Genomic DNA, 18,631 nt, shown 5'->3' with positions numbered 1-18,631 from the left:
CCTTTCTCCGTTGATATGGAGAGAAATTATGGGCGACGCCCCCGCACGCACAGAACAACCCGCCGTCACCACCGGCCCGATCGGTGGTTCGAAGAAAATCCATGTCGGCCCCTATAAGGTCGCGATGCGCGAGATTTATCTGGAGCCGTCGAGCGGCGAGCCGCCGGTTCGGGTGTATGACACCAGCGGCCCCTATACCGACCCCAATGCGAACATCGACATCGCGCAGGGCCTGCCCGAGTTGCGCCGTGAATGGATCGTCGCGCGCGGCGATGTCGAGGAAGTGACCCAGCGTGAGGTGCGCCCCGAGGATAATGGCCAGCTCGGCCCCGACCGCAGCGGCGGCGTCGCGCCTTTCCCCAATGTCCGCAAGCAAGTGCTGCGCGCAAAGCGCGGCATGAATGTAAGCCAGATGCACTATGCTCGCCGCGGCATCATCACGCCCGAAATGGAATATGTGGCGGAACGCGAAAATCTGGGCCGTGCCCGGCTCGCTGAATATATCCGCGACGGCGAAAGCTTTGGTGCGGCGATTCCCGATTATGTCACCCCCGAATTTGTCCGTGAGGAAGTAGCGCGGGGCAGGGCGATCATTCCATCGAACATCAACCACCCCGAGAGCGAGCCGATGGCGATCGGGCGCAATTTCCTGGTGAAGATCAACGCCAATATCGGCAATAGCGCGGTCGCGTCTGACGTCGCCAGCGAAGTCGACAAGATGGTCTGGTCGATCCGCTGGGGCGCGGACACGGTGATGGACCTCTCCACCGGCCGCAACATCCACGACACCCGCGAATGGATCATCCGCAATTCGCCCGTGCCCATCGGCACCGTGCCGATCTATCAGGCGCTCGAAAAGGTCGGCGGCATTGCCGAGGAACTGACCTGGGAAATCTTCCGCGATACCCTGATCGAGCAAGCCGAACAGGGCGTCGATTATTTCACCATCCATGCGGGCGTGCGCCTGCCCTATGTCCCGCTGACGGCGAAGCGCGTGACGGGCATCGTCTCACGCGGTGGCTCGATCATGGCGAAATGGTGTCTCGCGCATCACAAGGAAAGCTTCCTCTACGAACGCTTTGACGAGATTACCGAAATCATGAAGGCCTATGACGTCGCCTATTCGCTGGGTGACGGCCTGCGCCCCGGCAGCATCGCCGACGCCAATGACGAAGCGCAATTTGCCGAGCTTTACACGCTGGGCGAACTCACCAAGCGCGCCTGGGAACAGGATGTGCAGGTGATGATCGAAGGCCCCGGCCATGTACCGATGCACAAGATCAAGGAGAATATGGACAAGCAGCTGGAGGCGTGCGGCGAAGCGCCTTTCTACACGCTTGGGCCGCTGACGACCGATATCGCGCCGGGATATGACCATATCACCAGCGGCATTGGTGCTGCGATGATCGGCTGGTACGGCACGGCGATGCTTTGCTACGTCACGCCCAAGGAGCATCTGGGCCTGCCCGACCGCGACGATGTGAAGGTCGGCGTTGTCACCTACAAGCTGGCGGCGCATGCGGCGGACTTGGCCAAGGGCCACCCGGCGGCGAAGGTGCGCGACGATGCGCTGAGCAAGGCGCGCTTCGAATTCCGTTGGCGCGACCAGTTCAACCTCAGCCTCGACCCCGATACGGCGGAGCAATATCACGACCAGACACTGCCCGCAGAAGGCGCCAAGACCGCGCATTTCTGCAGCATGTGCGGGCCGAAATTCTGCTCGATGAAGATCAGCCAGGAAGTGCGCGAATTTGCCAAGCTGCAAAACCAGCCCGCCGACGGCTTTGTCGCCGTGGAAGAGGCCGAGGCCGGCATGGCCGAGATGAGCAAGGTTTATGACGAAACCGGGCGGGAGTTGTACATGGGGCAGGGTGACCGTGAGCATGACTAGGCTATGCGTGCACTAAAGGTCATCGCTGCTCTTGCCGCCGCTCTTCTGACCGTCGGCTTGGTCCGGTTGTGGCTGGTGCGGCGCGCGCTGCCTTATGGAGAGGAAGGGCAGTATTTTGATGCTGCATCGGGCATTAGCTATAGCGATGGCATGGTCGTTGTTGCTGGAGCTGGCGCGATAGTTGCCGGTGTTTTGGCACTCCTTCTGGCAGTCTGGGCATGGCGGAGATGAGCAAGGTCTATGACGAAACCGGGCGCGAGCTCTATATGGGGCAGGGCGACCGCGAGCATGATTGAGGATTGACACCATGACAGCAAATACCCCGCCCAAAGCATTGGCATTCGATGTGTTCGGCACGGTCGTTGACTGGCGGACGAGCATTGCGGCCTTGGTTGGGCAGGTGCTCAGCGCTGTGGGCCGCCCCGATATCGATGCCTTTGCCTTCACCGATGATTGGCGGATGCGCTATCTGATCGGGATGCGTGATTTCGGGCAGACGGGGCGCGGCTTTGTGAAGCTCGATATCCTGCACCGCGAAATGCTCGACGCGTTGCTGGTCGATATGCAGCTCGATCTGGCGGAGGCGGATCGGCACACGCTGGTGATGGGCTGGCACCGGCTGGAGCCTTGGCCCGATAGCGTCGAAGGGCTGAACCGGCTGAAGCGGCGCTTCCCGCTCGTCACCTGCTCCAACGGCCATATCGCCTTGCTGGTGAACATGGCGCGGCATGCGGGCCTGCCATGGGATGCGATATTGGGGGCGGAGGTTGCACAAGCCTATAAGCCCGCCCCCGCCGCCTATCAGCGCACGGCGCAGGCGCTGGATATCGCACCCGGCGAGCTATGCCTCGTCGCCGCGCACCATGGAGACCTGTTCGCCGCCCGCGCCGCAGGCCTGCAAACCGCCTTCATCCACCGTCCGCTGGAATATGGCGGCGCCCCGGCGCCCGATCTGCAGTTCCAGCAGCCATGGGATTATGAGGCGGGGAGTTTGACTGAGCTTGCTGAGCGGATGGGGTGTTGATGGGGGGGTAGGGTCGCGGCTGGCATGGCCACGATGAGGAGGGTCTATGATGGGGCTGGGCGCGAATTATATATGGGGCTGGGTGTTTTGGAGCATGATTGATGGCTAAATAAGACAAATCGAAATTCCAAAAATTCCTGTTATTGCGGTAATTCCTTATTTGACCTGCGCAATAGGAGTGGATGTTGAAGCATTTAGGTACCATGGGCAGCCCCGAGACGCAGATTGCAATGCGGACTATAGGGATCGACCCAGCTTCGGCGAGTGTTGTTCGTTTGGAAATGTATTTTGGCGACGTTCTGCTGGCTGTTGGTAGTTCTTTTCTTTGGAAGTCGTCCGCAGGGGCTGGGTTAGTTACGGCCTGGCATAATCTGACCGGAACCCATCCAGCAACCAGACAACCCATATCGAGGAATGGGGGGCGACCTGATCGGATCAAAGCAACTTTTAAGACCGGGAATTCGGGGCAAGATTTGATTCTAAATCAGCCTCTCTATGACTCATCTGGACGTGCCCTTTGGAAGGTACACCCGGTAGCAGCCGAACAGGTGGATATTGCCCTTCTGAAATTACTTGGTCCGATACCCGATACGGCTCTTGCCAGTCCCGTCAACGAACTCGTTCAACAGCCAATTGCGGCGCCCGTGGGTGCTGAGGCCTTTATAGTCGGCTACCCAAAAGGAATTGTTGAAGGTGGGCTACCAATCTGGAAACGGGCATCCATAGCAAGCGAACCTGATCTGTTTCGTGACGAAGAAGGATCGCGTCGGATTTTAATCGATAGTGCTTCTCGTGAAGGCATGTCTGGTGCTCCGGTTTTTCTTCGCTCGATCGGTTCTTTCTTAAGTGATAATGGAGCCCTGGTAGTAGGCGCTCAGATCGCGACAAAGTTTCTCGGTCTCTATAGCGGTCGTCTGGCTCACGCCGATGCGCTTGATGCACAACTCGGAATCGTTTGGCCCGCGGAGTTGATCGAAACAATTTCCAAGTCTGGAATCGATGACAGTTTTACGCTCACTTAAAGGCTGAATTTCGATAACAACTGGATTGGAGCAGTTGCGGGGTGAGTATCAGTTACACGTGTTAGAACCGGCAAAATTCAGTCCATCTTCAAACATGTTAAAATAATCTACTTTCCTTAACATGTTTTCCTGATATGTTAGCAAAATTGCTAATTCTGGTCAGATCCCGCGCACATGTTAAAAGAGACATACCAAATCCCCGACCTTCCTCCGCCGGGGGAGCTTGAAAGCAAAGCGGTTCTTAAAATCGCGGCTGTAGCTCATCGCTTTCTGGCGGAGCTAAAAGGCCGTGCGGCAACTATTCCCAATCAGGGCATTCTTATCGACACGCTTTCGCTGCAGGAAGCCAAGGCAAGTTCTGAAATCGAGAATATCGTCACCACGCAGGACGAGTTGTTCCAAGCTACATTGTTTCCGGAAAACCCTTCTTCACCGGCGGCGAAAGAGGTCGCGCTTTATCGGGATGCACTGCGGCTTGGCTTGGATGATGCGCGCCAAAGGCAGGGCATCATTTCGAACAACTCGATCATTTCAATGTTTCAGATATTAAAGCGCACCGATGGTGGTTTTCGCAATACGCCAGGAACGGCACTGAAAAACGACCAAACTGGCGAGATCGTCTATGTCCCGCCGCAAAACGGCGATGACATCGTCATCCACATGACCGCGCTGGAAAAGTTCATCAATGACGATGCTTATAAGGATATCGACCCTCTGGTGCGAATGGCGATTATCCACCATCAGTTTGAAAGTATCCACCCATTTCCCGACGGCAATGGCCGGTTGGGACGCATCATCAATGTGCTGTATCTGACGCAACAACGGCTGCTCGATATTCCAATCTTGTATCTCAGTCGTTACATTACTCGCAATAAAGCCGATTATTACCGATTGCTGCAGTCCGTTCGGGAAACCGGCAATTGGGAACCATGGCTAATTTACATGCTAACGGCGGTGGCCGAGACATCGGCAGAAACCATCGACCTAATTACGGGCATCCGAAACCTTATGGCCGAGTATAAACAGAAAATCCGATCCGAGCATGGCAAAATCTATTCTCAGGATTTGCTGAACAACCTGTTCCGGCACCCTTACACGCGCATCGACTACATCGTCGACGAGATCGGCGTGTCTAGGCAAACTGCTGCCAAATATCTTGATCAGTTAGCTGTTGCGGGCTTGCTGGTGAAGCATCAGTCGGGGCGTAATGTCTATTTCGTCAACGCGCCGCTAGTGGCGTTGTTTACAGGAGAAGGAAGGCCTAATTAAAGGCTACCTTTCATTAGTCGCCAACCCTAATCCTAATTAAACCCAGCCCTTAATCACCCCAACCTAACCAAAGCCGCATCCAGTGCCTGCAAAAACCTTGAGCGGTCCGCCTTCGCAAAGGGCGCGGGGCCTCCGGTTATCCCGTCCATTACGGCGCGCAGGTCGGCCATAATGGCGCGGGTGGCTATGGCGCCGCCGATGGAGCTGGTGGTGAAGGGTTTGCCGTTGTTACCGATCACCACCGCGCCCGCCTTCAGGCAGCGGTCGGCGAGCAATATGTCGGCGGTAATCACGATGCTGCGCGGCCCGGCTTGCTCCGCGATCCAATCATCCGCCGCGTCGAAACTGTCTGAGACAATGACCCTTGAGATCAGCGGGTGGTCGGGAATGCGAAAGCGCGCATTGCTGACCAGCACGACGGCCACATTGCGGCGCCAGGCAACCTTGTAAATCTCCTCCTTCACCGGACACGCATCGGCGTCGACGAGAATGCGTGGACCAGCGGAGGGCGAAGTATCGGGCAGGGGATCGGGGCTGTCGGTCGTCATTTCTACGCGGGGGCTATAGAGCAATTACGCCCCCGGCACCAACTTCTCCACCAGCCGCTTCAACTCACCCGCCGTGGTGTGCCCTGCGACCACCTCATGATAGCCGATGCCCGCCTTGCGCAGCGCTTCCTTCTTCACTGCGTCGCGCGCGGCGGCGGCACCTCCGGCTTGGTGGTGGCCGCTGCCTTGATATTCGATGGCGTGGATGACACGTGCGTCGGGATTCATCAGCGCGAAATCGACACGCTTTGAATTGACCGCCCAATAGGCATCCTTGTCCGGGCTCGACAGGAATTCGCCCAGCGATACCTGCGCCATTACCTGCCAGCCGGGATTGCGCGCGATTACGGCTGCGTCGAGCGCCTTGAACAGATTGGCCTCAGGTTTGTTGAGCAAGGGCCGTGCGCTGAAATCCGCCTCCATCACGCGGGCAAGCTGATCGGTCGCGGTGCCGTTGGCTTTTGCCGCCTCGGCCAACCCGTCCTTTTTCAAGGCTATTGTCTTGCCGCCACGCTTGCCAGAATTGCGCCCCTGCCAATAGGCGCGGCGCTCTGCACGCTTTTGGCCTTCAACCAGCCGTTCGACGCCAATACCGATCGCGGCTCCGACAGCGAGTACCGCGAGCAAAACCAATGGCCGGTCAATCAAGGCAAGTAATTCTGGTGGCATAATCTTAATTATCATGAAGAATGACAAATAAATGGTCAACAAATCGATGCCTTTGGCAATCCCCGCGTGACATTCTCCCTCATCCGGCTAGGACAGCGTTATATGACCAGCCCAACAAACTCCCCCGTCCGCACACGACGCCCCAACCACTTCACCATCACGATGGATGCCTGGGCGCTGGCTGCTGAATCCAGCATGGTGATCGCGATGCGGCTGGGTACGCTGGCCTTTGGCGGCCCGGCGGCAGTGAAAGAGGCGGAGCGGATGGTTTCGGAAAAGGTCGCCGCGAACATGGCGCTGGGCTTTGATCTGATGACCGGAAAGCTCGGCACCAGCCCCGATCAGATCCTCAGCGGCAGCATCGCTCACTATTCGCGCCGCGTGCGCCGCAACCGGGAACGGCTGGCGAAATAGCTACGCCGTCTTGCGCAACGGCTCCATCGGCTGCACGAAATAGCGCGCCCAGACATAGCGCCACGGCACGATGAAATAGGCGATGATGATGCCGATGCAGTCGTAGAACAGCCCTTCGATATCGGGCGTCCATTTGCCCGCCATCCAGGCGCGACCCGCGATCAGGACGATCCAGATCGTTTTCCACGCAATTTCATAGAGCATCAGTGGCAGCATCTGCAGCGGATAGCGCACGCCGAGCAGACTCATCAGGGCGAGCGCCGCCAGCATCGATTTGGCGAGGCCGCGGTTCACATCCCAGTCGGCCCATTCAAACAGCAATTGCGGCCAGACAAACATCGCCCCCATGAAACCTGCCATCAGCAGGAACAAAAACCGCATCGCGTTGATCCGCCACATGGCGACGGGTGGCAATTGGGTGTCGTTGAGCGTCTTCATGATATTCCCCCATGCACCGGAATTGGGTGCGGCAAACTGTAGTGGTGTATTATATCACTAAATCTGTCAATGCTGTGCTTGTGCTAGCTCTTCCGGAAGAATTTTGGCGCTTTACTGCGCGGACAAATCCGCCATTGTCGGGCCATGCCCCATCTTGCCCACATCGCCCTTGTCGTGCGTGACTATGACGAAGCCCTTGGCTTTTACGTCGGAAAACTCGGCTTCACAAAGGTTGCCGACGAATATCAGCCCGAACAGGACAAGCGCTGGGTACTCATCCGCCCGCCCGGTGCAGCGGAGGAGGCCACCACGATATTGCTCGCCCGCGCATCGAAGCCCGAGCAGGAATCCTTTATCGGCAATCAGACCGGCGGCCGCGTGTTCCTGTTCCTTGCAACTGACAATTTCGACCGCGATCATGCGGCGTACACAGCGGTCGGGGTCGAATGGATCCGCCCGCCTGCGGTGCAGCCCTATGGAAAGGTGGCGGTTTTTGCCGATCTTTATGGCAATTTGTGGGATCTGGTGGAGTTCAACCGCTGAGCCCATTGCGGGTACAGGTGCCTAGCCCCGGACCTCCAGCTTGATATGCGGCCAGCGGTCGGTCATCGCCTTGGCCCATGCCATCTGGTCCCATCCGATGACTTCCTCGTCAAAGTAGAATTGGCGCTCGCCCGCTTGGTTGTAGAGGTGAATGCCGTCGCTGCTTTCATCCTGTTTGATGATGCGGATCAGCGCGATGTCGGCGGGGTCTATGCTGCCTTCGTCGCCGCCGCTGCGGCCAAACCGGTTTTGCCACCAGATCAGCCTGCCGCTTTCGGCATCGATATGGCTGCCGCGATTGGGGTTGGCGAGCAATTGCCCGAGCCCGCCCAAGCCCACCGCTGCACCCATCACCAACGCCACTGGCACCAGCCAAGGCGCGCATTCACCGGCTTCGTTGCAGTTGCTTTGCGGGTCGATGGTCAATCCGGCAAAGACGAACACTGCGCCGATCAGGAACATCGCCCAGGCGCGCACATCCTGCCGCGCGCTGCGGTGATAGGCCAATATGTCCTTGTCTTTCCTGCCGGATATCATGGCATCGCCCATAGCATGGTTGCGTAAAGGAATTGCCAAACATGCCCTATAATTGGCGGGATTGGGATTTGCGCGATTTTTCCAATTTTTTGCCGTCCGGGAAAGTTATGGGATGTCATCAAACCGTGTCCCGAAGGAACTTCCCGCCATGCGCCGCTACATTTTGTCGCTGCTGATCTGCTTAGCATTGGCCTTACCCCAGACGGCGGTGGCGCAGGGACGCGATTTTTATGTGTTCCAGTACAACAGCACCATCCGCGAATTTAACAAAGCGATTGATCGCGTTAACGAAGCCAAGACGGACATGAAAACCGAAAGGGATTTTGCGCGGGGCTGCGCGCTTTTGGACGGGCTGATCTCTGATCTGAAGGAGGCGCAGATTCTGGCCGAAAAGCTGGCCGATTATGCGTACCGGATTGAGAATGACGAAGGCCATCGCGCGGCCGTGGATCAGCACAACGCCTTGCTCGAAGAACGCCATTATTGGGAAAATGAACGCAGCCGGATGTGCAGTTAGCCCAAAACGTTAGGGCCATAAAACAACCGGCGGGCCGCATAATATCTCTTGGCATCCCTCGTCCGCTCACCCATGGTGGCCGGACGGGATGAGGAGGGAGAGCCGATGTCCGCCAATAAGTTAGAGGCTGCGGAGCAGGAATCCGTTCAGGATTCCGCGTCCCGATGGGGGCTGCTCGGTCTGCTTACGATCATCAATGTGCTGAACTTTGTCGACCGGCAATTGCTGCCCAGCTTTGCGAACTTCATCAAACCCGAGCTCGGGCTGACCGACACCCAATATGGCCTGCTGACTGGGCTGTTCTTTATCATATTCTACGCGGTTGCCGGATTGTTCATGGGGATATTGGCCGACCGGATGCACCGGGGAAAGCTGATTGCTGCGGCGATTGCGGTTTGGAGCCTGCTGACCGCGGCGAGTGGCGCTGCGAAAGGTTTCGTATCGATGGCGATCCCGCGCGCGTTGATCGGCGTTGGGGAATCGGCGCTGACGCCTGCGGCGACCTCCTTGCTCGCCGACCGATTCCGGCCTTCGCAACTCGGGATGGCGGCGGCGCTTTATTATCTTGGTGTACCGGTGGGGGCCGGGCTCAGCCTGTTGGTCGCGGGCTATCTGGGGCCGACAATTGGTTGGCGCAATTGCTTCTATCTGCTGGGCGGGGTGGGAATGCTGTTTGCAGTGTTTATGTTGTTTGTCCGCGACCCGCGCGTGCCGAGTGTACAGCACCATGAACATGGGCCCGGCATGCGCGGGCATATGCGGGTGCTCGGTGCTGCATTGAAGCAATCGCCGGCCTTGTGCATGATGATCGGCGGCGGGGTTGCGCTGCACTTTGCGGTGGGCGCGGCGGCGTTCGACCAGATCTGGTTTGTCGAGGAACGCGGGTTCGAACGTGCCGAAATCGCAAAGCTGACCGGCTTTATCACGGTGGTTGCCGGAATCGCAGGAACGCTGTTTGGAGGCTTTGCTGGCGATTGGTGGTACAAATACCGAAAATCGGGCCGGGCGATGCTGCTGTTCTGGATGTTCCTGATTGTCGGGCCATTTTCGGTGATCTTTCGCATCCTGCCAGCGGATTCGGCGCTGTTCGTGCCGGGGATCGGGCTGGGTATCTTCATCCTCTGCGCCTTTTACGGCCCGTCTATTTCGACGATACAGGAACTCTCTCCGCCCACCGCACGCGCCACGGTGATCGCGTTCAACATATTGTGCTTGAATGTTGTGGGCCTTGGCTTGGGCATTACCGGCACCGGCTGGTTGATTGACATGTTCCGCACGGCGGGCAGTCTGGAGCCTTATACCCATGCAGCGATGACTATGTCGGTCGCCTCGCTGTTGGCACTTCCGGCCTTCTTCCTCGCTGGACGCTGGTTCCACCGCGACAAGGCGCGGATCGAGAGCGGTTTGCCCGGCCGGTTTGAGTTCAACTGATTACTGGCTCAGGGAGATCGACGATGGCCAATATTATCGGTCTTGGCGGGCTGTTTTTCAAATCGGCAGATCCGTCCGCAACCAATGAATGGTATGCGCGGGTGCTTGGTATCAAGGTGGAGCCCTGGGGTATTATTTTTACCCCAGAGGCCGCTGCCGCGCATCCGGGGGCGGCTACGGTCTTTTCGCCCTTCAAAGCCGACACGGATTATTTTGCGCCTTCGGACAAGGATTTCATGTTCAACCTGATGGTCGATGATCTGGATGGCATGCTCGCCCGCTGCGCTGAACATGGCGTGGAACCGGTCAAAACCTTTCCCGATGAAGCCAATGGCCGCTTCGCGCACATCATGGACCCGGAAGGTCGAAAGATTGAATTGTGGGAACCCAAGCCGATGTAAGGCATTGGGGCAAAAGTGCACTAGTTCCTTAGACTTGTTCAACTTGCCTGCGAACTCACACTATTAGACCGACCGAAGATTAACAATAATCGGAGGTCGTGTGTCTGTTTCCATCAAAGATCTTATCGAAGAATCGCTCAATCATCGTGCGGTCAACCATCCCTATCTAAAAGCATTGGGTTCGGGTGATTTGCCCGATACAGATTGGGCGTTGCGCGACTTTGCCCAGCATTATTACGGCTATTCGCTTCATTTCCCCCGCTATCTGACGACGGTGATTTCAAAACTGGAAGTTGCCGCGCATCGCAACAGCCTGTTGCAAAACCTGACTGAGGAATCGGGGATTTACGAGGATGAGGAATATGCCGAGCTCGCGGCAGTCGGGGTAGAGCGCGAATGGATTGAGGGTGTACCACACCCGCAATTGTTCCGCCGCTTTCGTGAGGCGGCCGGCATCACTGCCCCTTATGTGCCGTCGGACGAAGCGATCGAGCTGGTGTGCTGGCGCGAATCCTTTCTGGCGACATTGACCTATGGGTCCGCCGCCGAAGCACTGGGTGCGCTGGGTCTGGGAACCGAAAACATTGTCAGCACCATTTATATCCCCTTCGTTGAAGCGCTGAAACGCACCGATCTCCATCCGCGCGACACAGTGTTTTTCCCGCTGCACACGGCGGTGGATGATCACCATCAGGAAGCGCTGGAGCAAATCTCGCTCGATTTTGCGGCAACGCCGTCGGGCAAGGGCGATCTGCGCCGTGGCATGATCAAGGCGCTGTCGCTGCGGTCATCCTATTGGGACTGGATGTATGATCGCGCGCTGACTTGCGCCGACCAGCCAGAGTTGGCGATGGCATCCTGACATTCGGGGAAATTACGATCGGGTGGGTAGCTAGGTCGTTGCGCTTCCTGCCCGCCGTTCCTGCAAGGAAATACGAAAATGAACGCAGACATCCTGACTATCATCAAGAATATCGAGGATCGCCAGCCGCTGGCTACCGGCCATGAGGCGGAGGAATTTCATGCAGATCTGGTGAACACCCATCGCGAAATATATCGCAACCGGAATGAGAAACTTGGCATCGATTTCTCGGTCGATGTTCTGGACTTTCCAGGAACCCAGGCATTTGATGCGCGCGTGGTGCGGATTGCTGCCGGGGCCAATAATGAACTGCATAAGCATGCCCATGAATCTTTATTCTATGTCATCAGCGGCAAGGCCGAAGTGCGGATTGGTGATGCCACTTTGACGCTGGAACCCGGCGGACTGGCCTTTGTTCCGCGCTGGCATTTTCACCAGTCCAGAAACCTCTCCGAAATCGACGAGCTGGTGATTCTGGCGATCACCGACTTTGGCCTGACCAAGGCTGTTCTGGGTGATTATGACAAGCGCACCCGGCTAGCCGTCAACGGCGCGGACGTGCTCGAAGGCGCCTAACGGGGTTTGTTTGTGCTCGACGTTGAAAGACAGTTTTAGGTACTTGTGAATCTGGCTCGCTTCGGCTCTTTTGGTCGTCGCCCAAAGGGGAAGGGGAGCAAGATGAACACAAAACCAATCACAATAGCCAAATATTGGCGCTGGTTCTTCTACGCTGCCGCTACTTATAATTTTGTCATCGGCGGTGCCGGTCTGGCCAACGCTGCGGCACCGGTGAATGACCGGATTGTCGGATTGCTCGTGCTGGGTTTTGGCATTGTCTATGCGTTTGTCGGGCGCGACCCAGCTCGGTTCGGACCGGTGTTATGGGCGGGAATTATTGGAAAGCTTGGCATAGTCGGGCTGCTTCTGCCCGATGTGATCGCCGGAAAAGCGGCGGCGGGAACCGGCTATATTCTAGCGGGAGATGCGCTGTTCACGCTTGGCTTTTTCGCGTTCCTGCTGCGAAAAGGATAGCAGCTGTCAATCACCACCATTGCCATGGTCGCGGCGGCGGTTGTGTGCCAGTTTCCGCCGAATCATCACAACGCCGAAAATCGCGCAAAGTGCCATTATAGCGATAAGCAAATAGGCAATGATCAGTCGGGTTTCCATGTCGCAATTCCTTGTGCGACTGACCCAAAGCTTCCGGTGCGCCAGCGGTCTATAGGCGTTTCCGCACAAATCCCTGCATGAATAGTAGCTGTTCGTCGCGTGACTAGCTGTCGCCAGCGGTCCTTATGCCAAAAAACACCAACCACAGCGCCAGAGCAAGTTCGCCCAACAGCGGGGGATAGTTGAACAGATCGGGGATTTGTCGGGCAAAATCAGGTGCCAGTATGAAAGCGAAGTTGTTGAAAAGATGCGCGGCTCCGCCCGCCATCATCAATGCACCCACCCAATTTGGAATCAAACGCGATCGCCAGATTAACACGCCCAGCAATAAGCAGTAGGCCCCGAAAAAGAGCAGGCTGATGATATAGCCTTCGGTATGTAAGTCGAGTGCCAGCCGCGCCAACTGCTGTTGCATGTCGGCGTCGAGATAGGGGGCATTTTGCAGCAGCAGCATCGGCGCTGCGTGGAATATCCCGGTTATAGAAAGCACGGCGATGCCGATCATGCTGAACCCGGCGGCGATGCGCGAAAGCATTGCGTCGACGCCTTTGAATAGGCCCAGAAATATGATCGTTACCGCTATATAGCAGAATAGCATCACCGCATCGGCCGCCAGCCCCGAGCGATACAGGCTTTCATGCGCCAGAATCGAGCTGGTGGTTGCTGCCGGATTGTCTGCAACCGCCAATTTCATCCGCGTGAAAACTTGCGCATAAATTCCGGCGACAATGGTGCCGAGATATAGCCAGCCTGCCACGCGGGCCTGTGTTTGCGAAATGTCGGTCATTTACCGATACCCTGCGGACGGGACCAGCGCCAGGCAGTCCAAACGATCAACAATGTCATCAGCATTTCGACGGTGCCGAAGAACAAATAATATGCCGGTGCACCGCCGACCATTGTCGCGCCTTGGATGAAGGTGAAGGCCAGACCAAAAACGATATTGGACCAACGCGCGACACGTGCAGGAAGGATCAGTGTCAACGCGACCATAAGGCTCGGGATCGCCATCATCACCGAGACCGCCAGCAACACGGTCGGTGTCGCCTCACCCAATGGAAGGATCATGCCTTCGTTCATCGACGCCATACGGCCTTTCCGGAAAAGCCCGAAAAAGTCAGCATAAATGTAGCAAAACATTGTCGACGCCCAAAGCCCACTTAGCACAAAGCGCTCAGATACAGGCCTGTCCGCAGGTCTGCTGCCCGTCAAAAGATCGTTATTCTGCATTTACCAGCCTCTCGATGTATTGCTGGTATAATACAGTGAGTCGGTGTAAATGCAATAACAGAAGAATTTACAAGCACTTTCGGATGCCCGGCTTCAGTTGACGATCTCAGTAAGGCTGCGGATTGCCCAACGTCATCGAACGCGCCCGCATCGCGCTTTCGACCCGCAATTCGATATTTCCCTTACCGTCGGCATCGCCCTTGGTGATGCGGGCTGCTGTCACGCTGTCAAACTTGGTGTCGATTGTGGACAGATTACCATAGATGGCAAAGGCATTGCCTTCGCCTTCCAGAAGCCGAAACCCGTCGATGGACATGGTTCCGCCAGGGCCGACGAGTAGCGCAGAATAGATCACGTCAGTCTTGTCCTTGCGCAGTGCTGCGGTTGCATGCAGCTCAACTTTCCAATCCGTGATGCTTGCAGCGTCCCCCTCGCTTGTTGCGAGCGGTGCAATCGGTACGGGCTTGCCCAGCTTGTCTACAACCGGAAGAACGTAACCCTTTGAACTGCCTTTCATGGCGCTCTCCATCACGCCGTCATTATTGGCATCGGCGAAGCATAATGTGTCCTGGCGATTTGTCAGAACCGAACCGCCCAGAAAGACATTGGCTAGGCCCAGTCCTTTTTTCTCTTCGGGCAGCAGACGGAGCGGAGCCAGCGCGCACCATGCGGTGCCCTGTTTGGTGGTGACACGGAACAAGGTGCCGCCTGCATCGACGCTGAGCTTGCCCAGGCTGGCCGCATCCGATGTAATTCGGATCGCTTCGGGTATCAGCGGCTGGCTGAGCAACAGACTATCGCTGCTGCCGACTTGAATGATTTTGGGCGCATCCAACGGTATCGGTGCGATCTGCCAGCTACCGTTGACGGGCTTTTTCTCTTTTGCCGATGCGGACATTGAAGCGGCAAACAAACAAAATACAAGCATTGCGCATATTGGACGGAGCAAGTTGAATTCCTTTTATGGACAATATCTTGCATGTCCTAATTCGGTTCAGGCTAATTGCAAATCATGTAAAGAGTTGGAATGGCCTAACCGCCCCAAGGCGGCGGCGCGACGACGGTCGTGCTGAGGTCGAACTCCACGCGGAAAAAGCGGGTATTTTCACCGGTGCGGCGCAGCACATAGGCGAAGCTGGGATTCGCCGCACCCTTATCGCTGATTTCGACTTCCCAGACATTGGTGACCGACACGTCGCGGCCTTCGCGGCGGAATAGTGCGATGCTCTCGGCATCGACGGGGAAGGCTTGTGTGGTTGAATTGCCCGTGCTTGCCGTATCGCCGCCATATTGGGTCAGCCTGTCTTCGCTGCCATCTTCATGCCGGTGATCATGTTTCAGCCTTAGGCCAATCGTTGTGCGGGTGATGACCCAGGTGCGTGAGCGATCCCATGTGCCATCGGCCTGCTTGGGTCCTACGTGGAAAGGGATGCGGATTTCGCTGTCGGTGCAACTGCGGACGTGCATGATCAGCGGGCGTCCTTTGAAATCCGCATCGGCGGCTTCATCGCTGGTCAGCGTGCCAGGAAAAGCCCTGCCGCAATGCGCGCTCAGATTGGCCCAAAAGGCATCTTGCGGATCAACAGGCGGGGTAGTCGCGCAGGCCGAAAGCGCGAGTGATGCAACCAGAATGAAACGCCGCATCAGCGTTTCCGCACAAATTCGGCGCGCAGCACCAGTCCCTTGATGCCTTCAAATTTGCAGTCGATCTCCTGCGCGTCGCCGGTCAGCCGGATCGATTTTATGAGCGTGCCCTGCTTCAGCGTCTGGCCTGCGCCCTTGACGGTCAGGTCCTTGATTAGCGTCACCTGATCGCCATCCTGAAGAATATTACCTACGGCATCACGCACCTCGACCGTATTGGCCGCCGCCTGTTTTGCTGCGAGTTCAGAAGCGGGCAGCCATTCGCCGCTTTCCTCATCATAGACATAATCTTCGTCGGACATTTTCCCGCCTTTCTTGCGGGCGCTGTGCGCTTCGGACGCTTGATTTGCAAGCTTGCCGTGCATCACTGCGGTGGCTAACGGCAGGGCATGAAACTTTCCTCCATGTTCGGGTCCACTCTGGTTGCGGTTTCGCTGTTCGGTGCTCGACCGGCAATGGCCAATCCCGAGCTTGAGGTTGCCGATCGCGGGACCGCGCCAACCTGCAGCATCACCGAAGCGTTGCCCGCCGATATGGTCAAGCGCGCGAGTGAATTGGGCTATGTTCGTGAGGAGGTGATGCCTTCGACCGTGACCACGCCACAATTTCGCGGACGGCTTCGTTGTGCGCGGACAATTGACGGCTTTGCCAAGACAATCGGCATCGCCCAGGTCGAGGATTTCATCCTCGATGGCGAAAAAATCCGCGCGCTTTATCAGGGCGACACCATCGTCTTTTCACTGTCAGGCGACACGCCAGCGGCAACCTATCCCACCCGCAAGGGCGAGTTTCGCTGCTATCGCGGCGGCGCAGCGGCGGTGATGCAATGCACGACAGGTTATGGCGCAAAGGGCGCGAGCATGCTGGTGCTGCAGAACCAGAATGAAGAGTATATGCTCGGCCTGTCGGTCAGTTCGTTCGACTGGCCCGAACTGGCTGGAAGACCGATCGCACCCGTGCAGTTTCGTGCGGGAGAGACGCCGCCTGTCGTTGCCGATTGGCTCAATCAGTCGCTGTCTGACGCCGAGGATGTTACCGCCTGGACCGCCATATTCGAGGGTAAGGCATTCAACGAAGCGTTGCTGAAGCAGAATGGTCCTGTCCCATTGGAAATCGAAACCAGACTGGTCAATGATCAGCCGGTCAAGCAGGCATTTGACTTTGGCGAAATGATCACGCTCTACCGCGCGATGGCCATGTTGACGCGCGAAATGCCGGTACGCTGATTAGCGACCGAGGCGGGTTACCAAAGTCACGAAAAAGGCCGTCGACCAACCGAGCAACAGCAGCCCGTTTATCCCTTCAATCGCAGAAACCAGTCGCCATGCGGGCTCGATATAACGGTCATCATAGCCGATGCCGGCATAGCTGATCGTCGAAAAATAGACCGCCGTTTCCAGCGTCGCGACGGCACCGACAGCGACAAAGAAAAAGGCGTAGAGCCAGATTTCGATGCCGTGCAGCAGGAACAGGCCAAGGACGAGCGCGAGTGTGAAAAACAGGCTGCGGCGCGACAAAGGCGGGACGTGGCGGACGCGTTCCTCATGAAACTCGATCCGCACCATTTTGGCCAACAGGCTGAGCCCCAAACCGTGGATGATAACAGTCAGGATGACCATCGCAGTCGAAATGGCGAGTTGCAAAAGCATAGATGCTGCTAGCAGGAATATTGCGCGCTGTATTTGACACAGGGCAAATTTCTCCCCGTCGAAAATGGTAAGCGCACTTGTAAAGCTGCCCGTGCTGCGTATCGTCTATGTGGGTGGTTATATAACTAGCGAGAAGCCTTTCATGTCCGACGAAGAACAGCCTCTGCCAACGGGATACCAGCTTTCGGCGCTTGACCCGACCTATCGCGAAACGCCTTGGGTTCCGCTCGACCGGTTGCGTGCGGCGGACCCGGTGCATCATGACCAGCAGCTTGGCCGATACTTTCTGACGCGCGGGCAAGAGGTTTCGGAACTGATCAAGAACCGCGAACTCAACGCCGATCCGCGCAAGGCCAATGAAGGCAGTTTTTCCAAGACACTGTACGGCAATAACAGCAAGGAATTGTCGATCCTGATGCTCGACGATCCCGAGCATAAGCGACAGCGGACGCTGGTGCTGAAGGCGTTCAACAAGCGGTCGGTCGATGCCCTGCTGCCGCGGATTGAGGAAATCGCCAAGGGACTGGCCGACGATATCGAGGCGGCGGAGGGCGAGTTTGATTTTGTCCAGCTGTTCGGTTCGCCCTTGCCGACCACGGTGATGGCCGAATTGCTGGGTATCAACCCCGCCGACCGCAAGGATTTCCGCCGCTGGTCGCTGGGCTGCATGCAGGCGCTCAACCCCTTTCGCACGCCCGAACAGACAGCGCTTTACGAGGAATCGACAACCGTGCTTGCCGACTATCTGGCGCGCGAGGTGGATATTCGGCGGAACCAGCCAAGCGACGACCTGATCACTCGCCTTGCGCAGGCGGAGGAAGAGGGCGACAGCCTGACGACGCAGGACATCGTGTTGCTGATCCGCCTGTTGCTGATCGCAGGCAATTCGACCACCACCGATATGCTCGGCGCTGGCGTGGTGCAGTTGCTGAAAAATCCCGATCAGCTCGCCAAATTCCGCGCGCGGTCCGACTTGCACGACAATGCGATGGACGAAATCCTGCGCGTCGAACCGCCGGTATCGCAGGTGCTGCGCAGCGCGCATGAGGATATGCAGGTTGCCGACAAGGCGATCAAGAAAGGCGATACGATCCACATGTCGCTTTTTGGCGTGCATTATGATCCCGAAATGAACCCCGATCCGCTGAAATTCGATATCGAACGCAAGAACGTGCAGCATTTCGCCTTTGGCGGCGGCGCACATTATTGCCTTGGCGCAGGGCTGGGCAAGGCGCAGGCAAAGATTGCATTGCCGATGCTGTTCGAACGCTTCCCTAACCTTGCCTTCGCGCCGGGACGCGAGGTGAAGCACAAGGTCGCGCCTGCGTTTAACGGCTATGGCGAGGTGTGGTTGGTGAAATAGCCCCGAAAA

26 protein-coding genes are annotated in these 18,631 nt (G+C 57.1%); 15 read left to right on the top strand and 11 right to left on the bottom strand.

The genetic code is table 11. The annotated features are described in order from the left end of the window. Nucleotides 1–28 precede the first annotated feature (28 nt). The 5 genes from thiC (at nucleotide 29) to DXH95_RS10035 (ending at nucleotide 5,206) form a co-directional block, all read left to right on the top strand. Nucleotides 29–1,891 (top strand): phosphomethylpyrimidine synthase ThiC, encoded by a 1,863-nt coding sequence (thiC, locus tag DXH95_RS10055; RefSeq protein WP_115549188.1) that lies wholly within the window; start codon nucleotides 29–31, stop codon nucleotides 1,889–1,891. A 3-nt stretch (nucleotides 1,892–1,894) separates the two neighbouring features. Further along, the gene (locus DXH95_RS10050) at nucleotides 1,895–2,122 is read left to right on the top strand and encodes a hypothetical protein (RefSeq protein ID WP_115549187.1); all 228 of its coding nucleotides are present in this window, start codon (nucleotides 1,895–1,897) and stop codon (nucleotides 2,120–2,122) included. 76 nt (nucleotides 2,123–2,198) lie between these two features. After that, nucleotides 2,199–2,915 (top strand): haloacid dehalogenase type II, encoded by a 717-nt coding sequence (locus DXH95_RS10045; RefSeq protein ID WP_115549525.1) that lies wholly within the window; start codon nucleotides 2,199–2,201, stop codon nucleotides 2,913–2,915. 182 nt (nucleotides 2,916–3,097) lie between these two features. Continuing rightward, nucleotides 3,098–3,937, top strand: a complete 840-nt coding sequence (locus tag DXH95_RS10040; protein ID WP_115549186.1) for a S1 family peptidase — start codon at nucleotides 3,098–3,100, stop codon at nucleotides 3,935–3,937. 174 nt (nucleotides 3,938–4,111) lie between these two features. Then, nucleotides 4,112–5,206 carry a Fic family protein gene (locus tag DXH95_RS10035; RefSeq protein ID WP_115549185.1) on the top strand — a complete coding sequence of 365 codons (1,095 nt, stop codon included), beginning with the start codon at nucleotides 4,112–4,114 and terminating at the stop codon, nucleotides 5,204–5,206. A gap of 53 nt (nucleotides 5,207–5,259) precedes the next feature. On the opposite strand, the gene DXH95_RS10030 is transcribed toward DXH95_RS10035, so the two are convergent. Together DXH95_RS10030 and DXH95_RS10025 are read right to left on the bottom strand one after the other, a co-directional pair. Further along, nucleotides 5,260–5,754 (bottom strand): YaiI/YqxD family protein, encoded by a 495-nt coding sequence (locus tag DXH95_RS10030; protein WP_115549184.1) that lies wholly within the window; start codon nucleotides 5,752–5,754, stop codon nucleotides 5,260–5,262. A gap of 24 nt (nucleotides 5,755–5,778) precedes the next feature. After that, entirely contained in the window at nucleotides 5,779–6,438 is a 660-nt protein-coding gene (locus tag DXH95_RS10025; RefSeq protein ID WP_239016602.1) for a DUF2726 domain-containing protein, read from the bottom strand. A gap of 87 nt (nucleotides 6,439–6,525) precedes the next feature. Between DXH95_RS10025 and DXH95_RS10020 the strand changes: the two genes are divergently transcribed. Then, entirely contained in the window at nucleotides 6,526–6,837 is a 312-nt protein-coding gene (locus tag DXH95_RS10020; protein WP_220272254.1) for a hypothetical protein, read from the top strand. Here DXH95_RS10020 and DXH95_RS10015 read toward each other — a convergent pair whose 3' ends face one another. Next, nucleotides 6,838–7,275 carry a hypothetical protein gene (locus DXH95_RS10015; RefSeq protein WP_115549182.1) on the bottom strand — a complete coding sequence of 146 codons (438 nt, stop codon included), beginning with the start codon at nucleotides 7,273–7,275 and terminating at the stop codon, nucleotides 6,838–6,840. A gap of 144 nt (nucleotides 7,276–7,419) precedes the next feature. Between DXH95_RS10015 and DXH95_RS10010 the strand changes: the two genes are divergently transcribed. Beyond that, on the top strand, nucleotides 7,420–7,818 hold the full coding sequence (locus DXH95_RS10010) for a VOC family protein (protein WP_115549181.1): 399 nt from the start codon (nucleotides 7,420–7,422) through the stop codon (nucleotides 7,816–7,818). A 21-nt stretch (nucleotides 7,819–7,839) separates the two neighbouring features. Here DXH95_RS10010 and DXH95_RS10005 read toward each other — a convergent pair whose 3' ends face one another. Beyond that, nucleotides 7,840–8,367, bottom strand: a complete 528-nt coding sequence (locus tag DXH95_RS10005) for a hypothetical protein (RefSeq protein WP_115549180.1) — start codon at nucleotides 8,365–8,367, stop codon at nucleotides 7,840–7,842. Nucleotides 8,368–8,503: 136 nt separating this feature from the next. Here DXH95_RS10005 and DXH95_RS10000 point away from each other — a divergent pair, with 136 nt between their 5' ends. The 6 genes from DXH95_RS10000 to DXH95_RS09975 all read left to right on the top strand — a co-directional run bounded on the left by DXH95_RS10000 (nucleotide 8,504) and on the right by DXH95_RS09975 (nucleotide 12,598). Continuing rightward, nucleotides 8,504–8,872, top strand: a complete 369-nt coding sequence (locus tag DXH95_RS10000; protein WP_147291721.1) for a hypothetical protein — start codon at nucleotides 8,504–8,506, stop codon at nucleotides 8,870–8,872. 105 nt (nucleotides 8,873–8,977) lie between these two features. Then, nucleotides 8,978–10,303 (top strand): spinster family MFS transporter, encoded by a 1,326-nt coding sequence (locus DXH95_RS09995; protein WP_181883628.1) that lies wholly within the window; start codon nucleotides 8,978–8,980, stop codon nucleotides 10,301–10,303. A 23-nt stretch (nucleotides 10,304–10,326) separates the two neighbouring features. After that, nucleotides 10,327–10,704, top strand: coding sequence for a VOC family protein (locus tag DXH95_RS09990; RefSeq protein ID WP_115549177.1), 378 nt, complete (start codon nucleotides 10,327–10,329; stop codon nucleotides 10,702–10,704). A gap of 100 nt (nucleotides 10,705–10,804) precedes the next feature. Further along, nucleotides 10,805–11,566, top strand: coding sequence for an iron-containing redox enzyme family protein (locus DXH95_RS09985; protein ID WP_181883627.1), 762 nt, complete (start codon nucleotides 10,805–10,807; stop codon nucleotides 11,564–11,566). 78 nt (nucleotides 11,567–11,644) lie between these two features. Then, nucleotides 11,645–12,142 carry a cupin domain-containing protein gene (locus DXH95_RS09980; RefSeq protein WP_115549175.1) on the top strand — a complete coding sequence of 166 codons (498 nt, stop codon included), beginning with the start codon at nucleotides 11,645–11,647 and terminating at the stop codon, nucleotides 12,140–12,142. 102 nt (nucleotides 12,143–12,244) lie between these two features. Beyond that, a complete protein-coding gene (locus DXH95_RS09975) occupies nucleotides 12,245–12,598 on the top strand; it encodes a hypothetical protein (RefSeq protein WP_115549174.1) in 354 nt (117 codons plus the stop codon). Between the two features lie 6 nt (nucleotides 12,599–12,604). On the opposite strand, the gene DXH95_RS16310 is transcribed toward DXH95_RS09975, so the two are convergent. The 6 genes from DXH95_RS16310 to DXH95_RS09950 all read right to left on the bottom strand — a co-directional run bounded on the left by DXH95_RS16310 (nucleotide 12,605) and on the right by DXH95_RS09950 (nucleotide 15,912). Continuing rightward, nucleotides 12,605–12,736, bottom strand: coding sequence for a hypothetical protein (locus DXH95_RS16310; RefSeq protein WP_275401828.1), 132 nt, complete (start codon nucleotides 12,734–12,736; stop codon nucleotides 12,605–12,607). A 103-nt stretch (nucleotides 12,737–12,839) separates the two neighbouring features. Next, complete coding sequence (locus DXH95_RS09970) at nucleotides 12,840–13,523, bottom strand: DUF4386 domain-containing protein (RefSeq protein ID WP_115549173.1); 684 nt, start codon at nucleotides 13,521–13,523, stop codon at nucleotides 12,840–12,842. After that, nucleotides 13,520–13,966 carry a DUF6326 family protein gene (locus tag DXH95_RS09965; RefSeq protein WP_220272253.1) on the bottom strand — a complete coding sequence of 149 codons (447 nt, stop codon included), beginning with the start codon at nucleotides 13,964–13,966 and terminating at the stop codon, nucleotides 13,520–13,522. The genes DXH95_RS09970 and DXH95_RS09965 overlap by 4 nt, the downstream gene beginning before the upstream one ends. Nucleotides 13,967–14,072: 106 nt before the next feature. Then, on the bottom strand, nucleotides 14,073–14,864 hold the full coding sequence (locus DXH95_RS09960) for a hypothetical protein (RefSeq protein ID WP_147291720.1): 792 nt from the start codon (nucleotides 14,862–14,864) through the stop codon (nucleotides 14,073–14,075). 134 nt (nucleotides 14,865–14,998) lie between these two features. After that, nucleotides 14,999–15,610: a hypothetical protein gene (locus DXH95_RS09955; RefSeq protein ID WP_115549171.1), complete on the bottom strand. Its 612-nt coding sequence runs from the start codon at nucleotides 15,608–15,610 to the stop codon at nucleotides 14,999–15,001. Then, entirely contained in the window at nucleotides 15,610–15,912 is a 303-nt protein-coding gene (locus DXH95_RS09950) for an alkylphosphonate utilization protein (protein WP_115549522.1), read from the bottom strand. The genes DXH95_RS09955 and DXH95_RS09950 overlap by 1 nt, the downstream gene beginning before the upstream one ends. Nucleotides 15,913–15,999: 87 nt before the next feature. Between DXH95_RS09950 and DXH95_RS09945 the strand changes: the two genes are divergently transcribed. Further along, nucleotides 16,000–16,836: a hypothetical protein gene (locus DXH95_RS09945; protein ID WP_147291719.1), complete on the top strand. Its 837-nt coding sequence runs from the start codon at nucleotides 16,000–16,002 to the stop codon at nucleotides 16,834–16,836. Here the strand turns inward: DXH95_RS09945 and DXH95_RS09940 are convergent, their stop codons facing one another. Next, nucleotides 16,837–17,259 carry an ion channel gene (locus DXH95_RS09940; RefSeq protein WP_115549169.1) on the bottom strand — a complete coding sequence of 141 codons (423 nt, stop codon included), beginning with the start codon at nucleotides 17,257–17,259 and terminating at the stop codon, nucleotides 16,837–16,839. Nucleotides 17,260–17,323: 64 nt separating this feature from the next. On the opposite strand from DXH95_RS09940, the gene DXH95_RS09935 reads away from it, so the two are divergent. Continuing rightward, nucleotides 17,324–18,622, top strand: a complete 1,299-nt coding sequence (locus DXH95_RS09935; protein WP_115549168.1) for a cytochrome P450 — start codon at nucleotides 17,324–17,326, stop codon at nucleotides 18,620–18,622. The last annotated feature ends 9 nt before the right edge of the window (nucleotides 18,623–18,631 follow it).

This window comes from Sphingorhabdus pulchriflava, from assembly GCF_003367235.1.
Classification (GTDB): Bacteria; Pseudomonadota; Alphaproteobacteria; order Sphingomonadales; family Sphingomonadaceae; genus Sphingorhabdus_B; species Sphingorhabdus_B pulchriflava.
This window is presented reverse-complemented; position numbering and strand designations above follow the sequence as displayed.

What these genes read in the sequence shown, in the direction of transcription:
- thiC (WP_115549188.1), top strand. Translation starts at nt 29, where the DNA reads ATGGGCGACGCCCCCGCACGCACAGAACAACCCGCCGTCACCACCGGC.
- DXH95_RS10050 (WP_115549187.1), top strand. Translation starts at nt 1,895, where the DNA reads ATGCGTGCACTAAAGGTCATCGCTGCTCTTGCCGCCGCTCTTCTGACC.
- DXH95_RS10045 (WP_115549525.1), top strand. Translation starts at nt 2,199, where the DNA reads ATGACAGCAAATACCCCGCCCAAAGCATTGGCATTCGATGTGTTCGGC.
- DXH95_RS10040 (WP_115549186.1), top strand. Translation starts at nt 3,098, where the DNA reads ATGTTGAAGCATTTAGGTACCATGGGCAGCCCCGAGACGCAGATTGCA.
- DXH95_RS10035 (WP_115549185.1), top strand. Translation starts at nt 4,112, where the DNA reads ATGTTAAAAGAGACATACCAAATCCCCGACCTTCCTCCGCCGGGGGAG.
- DXH95_RS10030 (WP_115549184.1), bottom strand. Translation starts at nt 5,754, where the DNA reads ATGACGACCGACAGCCCCGATCCCCTGCCCGATACTTCGCCCTCCGCT.
- DXH95_RS10025 (WP_239016602.1), bottom strand. Translation starts at nt 6,438, where the DNA reads ATGATAATTAAGATTATGCCACCAGAATTACTTGCCTTGATTGACCGG.
- DXH95_RS10020 (WP_220272254.1), top strand. Translation starts at nt 6,526, where the DNA reads ATGACCAGCCCAACAAACTCCCCCGTCCGCACACGACGCCCCAACCAC.
- DXH95_RS10015 (WP_115549182.1), bottom strand. Translation starts at nt 7,275, where the DNA reads ATGAAGACGCTCAACGACACCCAATTGCCACCCGTCGCCATGTGGCGG.
- DXH95_RS10010 (WP_115549181.1), top strand. Translation starts at nt 7,420, where the DNA reads ATGCCCCATCTTGCCCACATCGCCCTTGTCGTGCGTGACTATGACGAA.
- DXH95_RS10005 (WP_115549180.1), bottom strand. Translation starts at nt 8,367, where the DNA reads ATGGGCGATGCCATGATATCCGGCAGGAAAGACAAGGACATATTGGCC.
- DXH95_RS10000 (WP_147291721.1), top strand. Translation starts at nt 8,504, where the DNA reads ATGCGCCGCTACATTTTGTCGCTGCTGATCTGCTTAGCATTGGCCTTA.
- DXH95_RS09995 (WP_181883628.1), top strand. Translation starts at nt 8,978, where the DNA reads ATGTCCGCCAATAAGTTAGAGGCTGCGGAGCAGGAATCCGTTCAGGAT.
- DXH95_RS09990 (WP_115549177.1), top strand. Translation starts at nt 10,327, where the DNA reads ATGGCCAATATTATCGGTCTTGGCGGGCTGTTTTTCAAATCGGCAGAT.
- DXH95_RS09980 (WP_115549175.1), top strand. Translation starts at nt 11,645, where the DNA reads ATGAACGCAGACATCCTGACTATCATCAAGAATATCGAGGATCGCCAG.
- DXH95_RS09975 (WP_115549174.1), top strand. Translation starts at nt 12,245, where the DNA reads ATGAACACAAAACCAATCACAATAGCCAAATATTGGCGCTGGTTCTTC.
- DXH95_RS16310 (WP_275401828.1), bottom strand. Translation starts at nt 12,736, where the DNA reads ATGGAAACCCGACTGATCATTGCCTATTTGCTTATCGCTATAATGGCA.
- DXH95_RS09970 (WP_115549173.1), bottom strand. Translation starts at nt 13,523, where the DNA reads ATGACCGACATTTCGCAAACACAGGCCCGCGTGGCAGGCTGGCTATAT.
- DXH95_RS09965 (WP_220272253.1), bottom strand. Translation starts at nt 13,966, where the DNA reads ATGCAGAATAACGATCTTTTGACGGGCAGCAGACCTGCGGACAGGCCT.
- DXH95_RS09960 (WP_147291720.1), bottom strand. Translation starts at nt 14,864, where the DNA reads ATGTCCGCATCGGCAAAAGAGAAAAAGCCCGTCAACGGTAGCTGGCAG.
- DXH95_RS09955 (WP_115549171.1), bottom strand. Translation starts at nt 15,610, where the DNA reads ATGCGGCGTTTCATTCTGGTTGCATCACTCGCGCTTTCGGCCTGCGCG.
- DXH95_RS09950 (WP_115549522.1), bottom strand. Translation starts at nt 15,912, where the DNA reads ATGTCCGACGAAGATTATGTCTATGATGAGGAAAGCGGCGAATGGCTG.
- DXH95_RS09945 (WP_147291719.1), top strand. Translation starts at nt 16,000, where the DNA reads ATGAAACTTTCCTCCATGTTCGGGTCCACTCTGGTTGCGGTTTCGCTG.
- DXH95_RS09940 (WP_115549169.1), bottom strand. Translation starts at nt 17,259, where the DNA reads ATGCTTTTGCAACTCGCCATTTCGACTGCGATGGTCATCCTGACTGTT.
- DXH95_RS09935 (WP_115549168.1), top strand. Translation starts at nt 17,324, where the DNA reads ATGGTAAGCGCACTTGTAAAGCTGCCCGTGCTGCGTATCGTCTATGTG.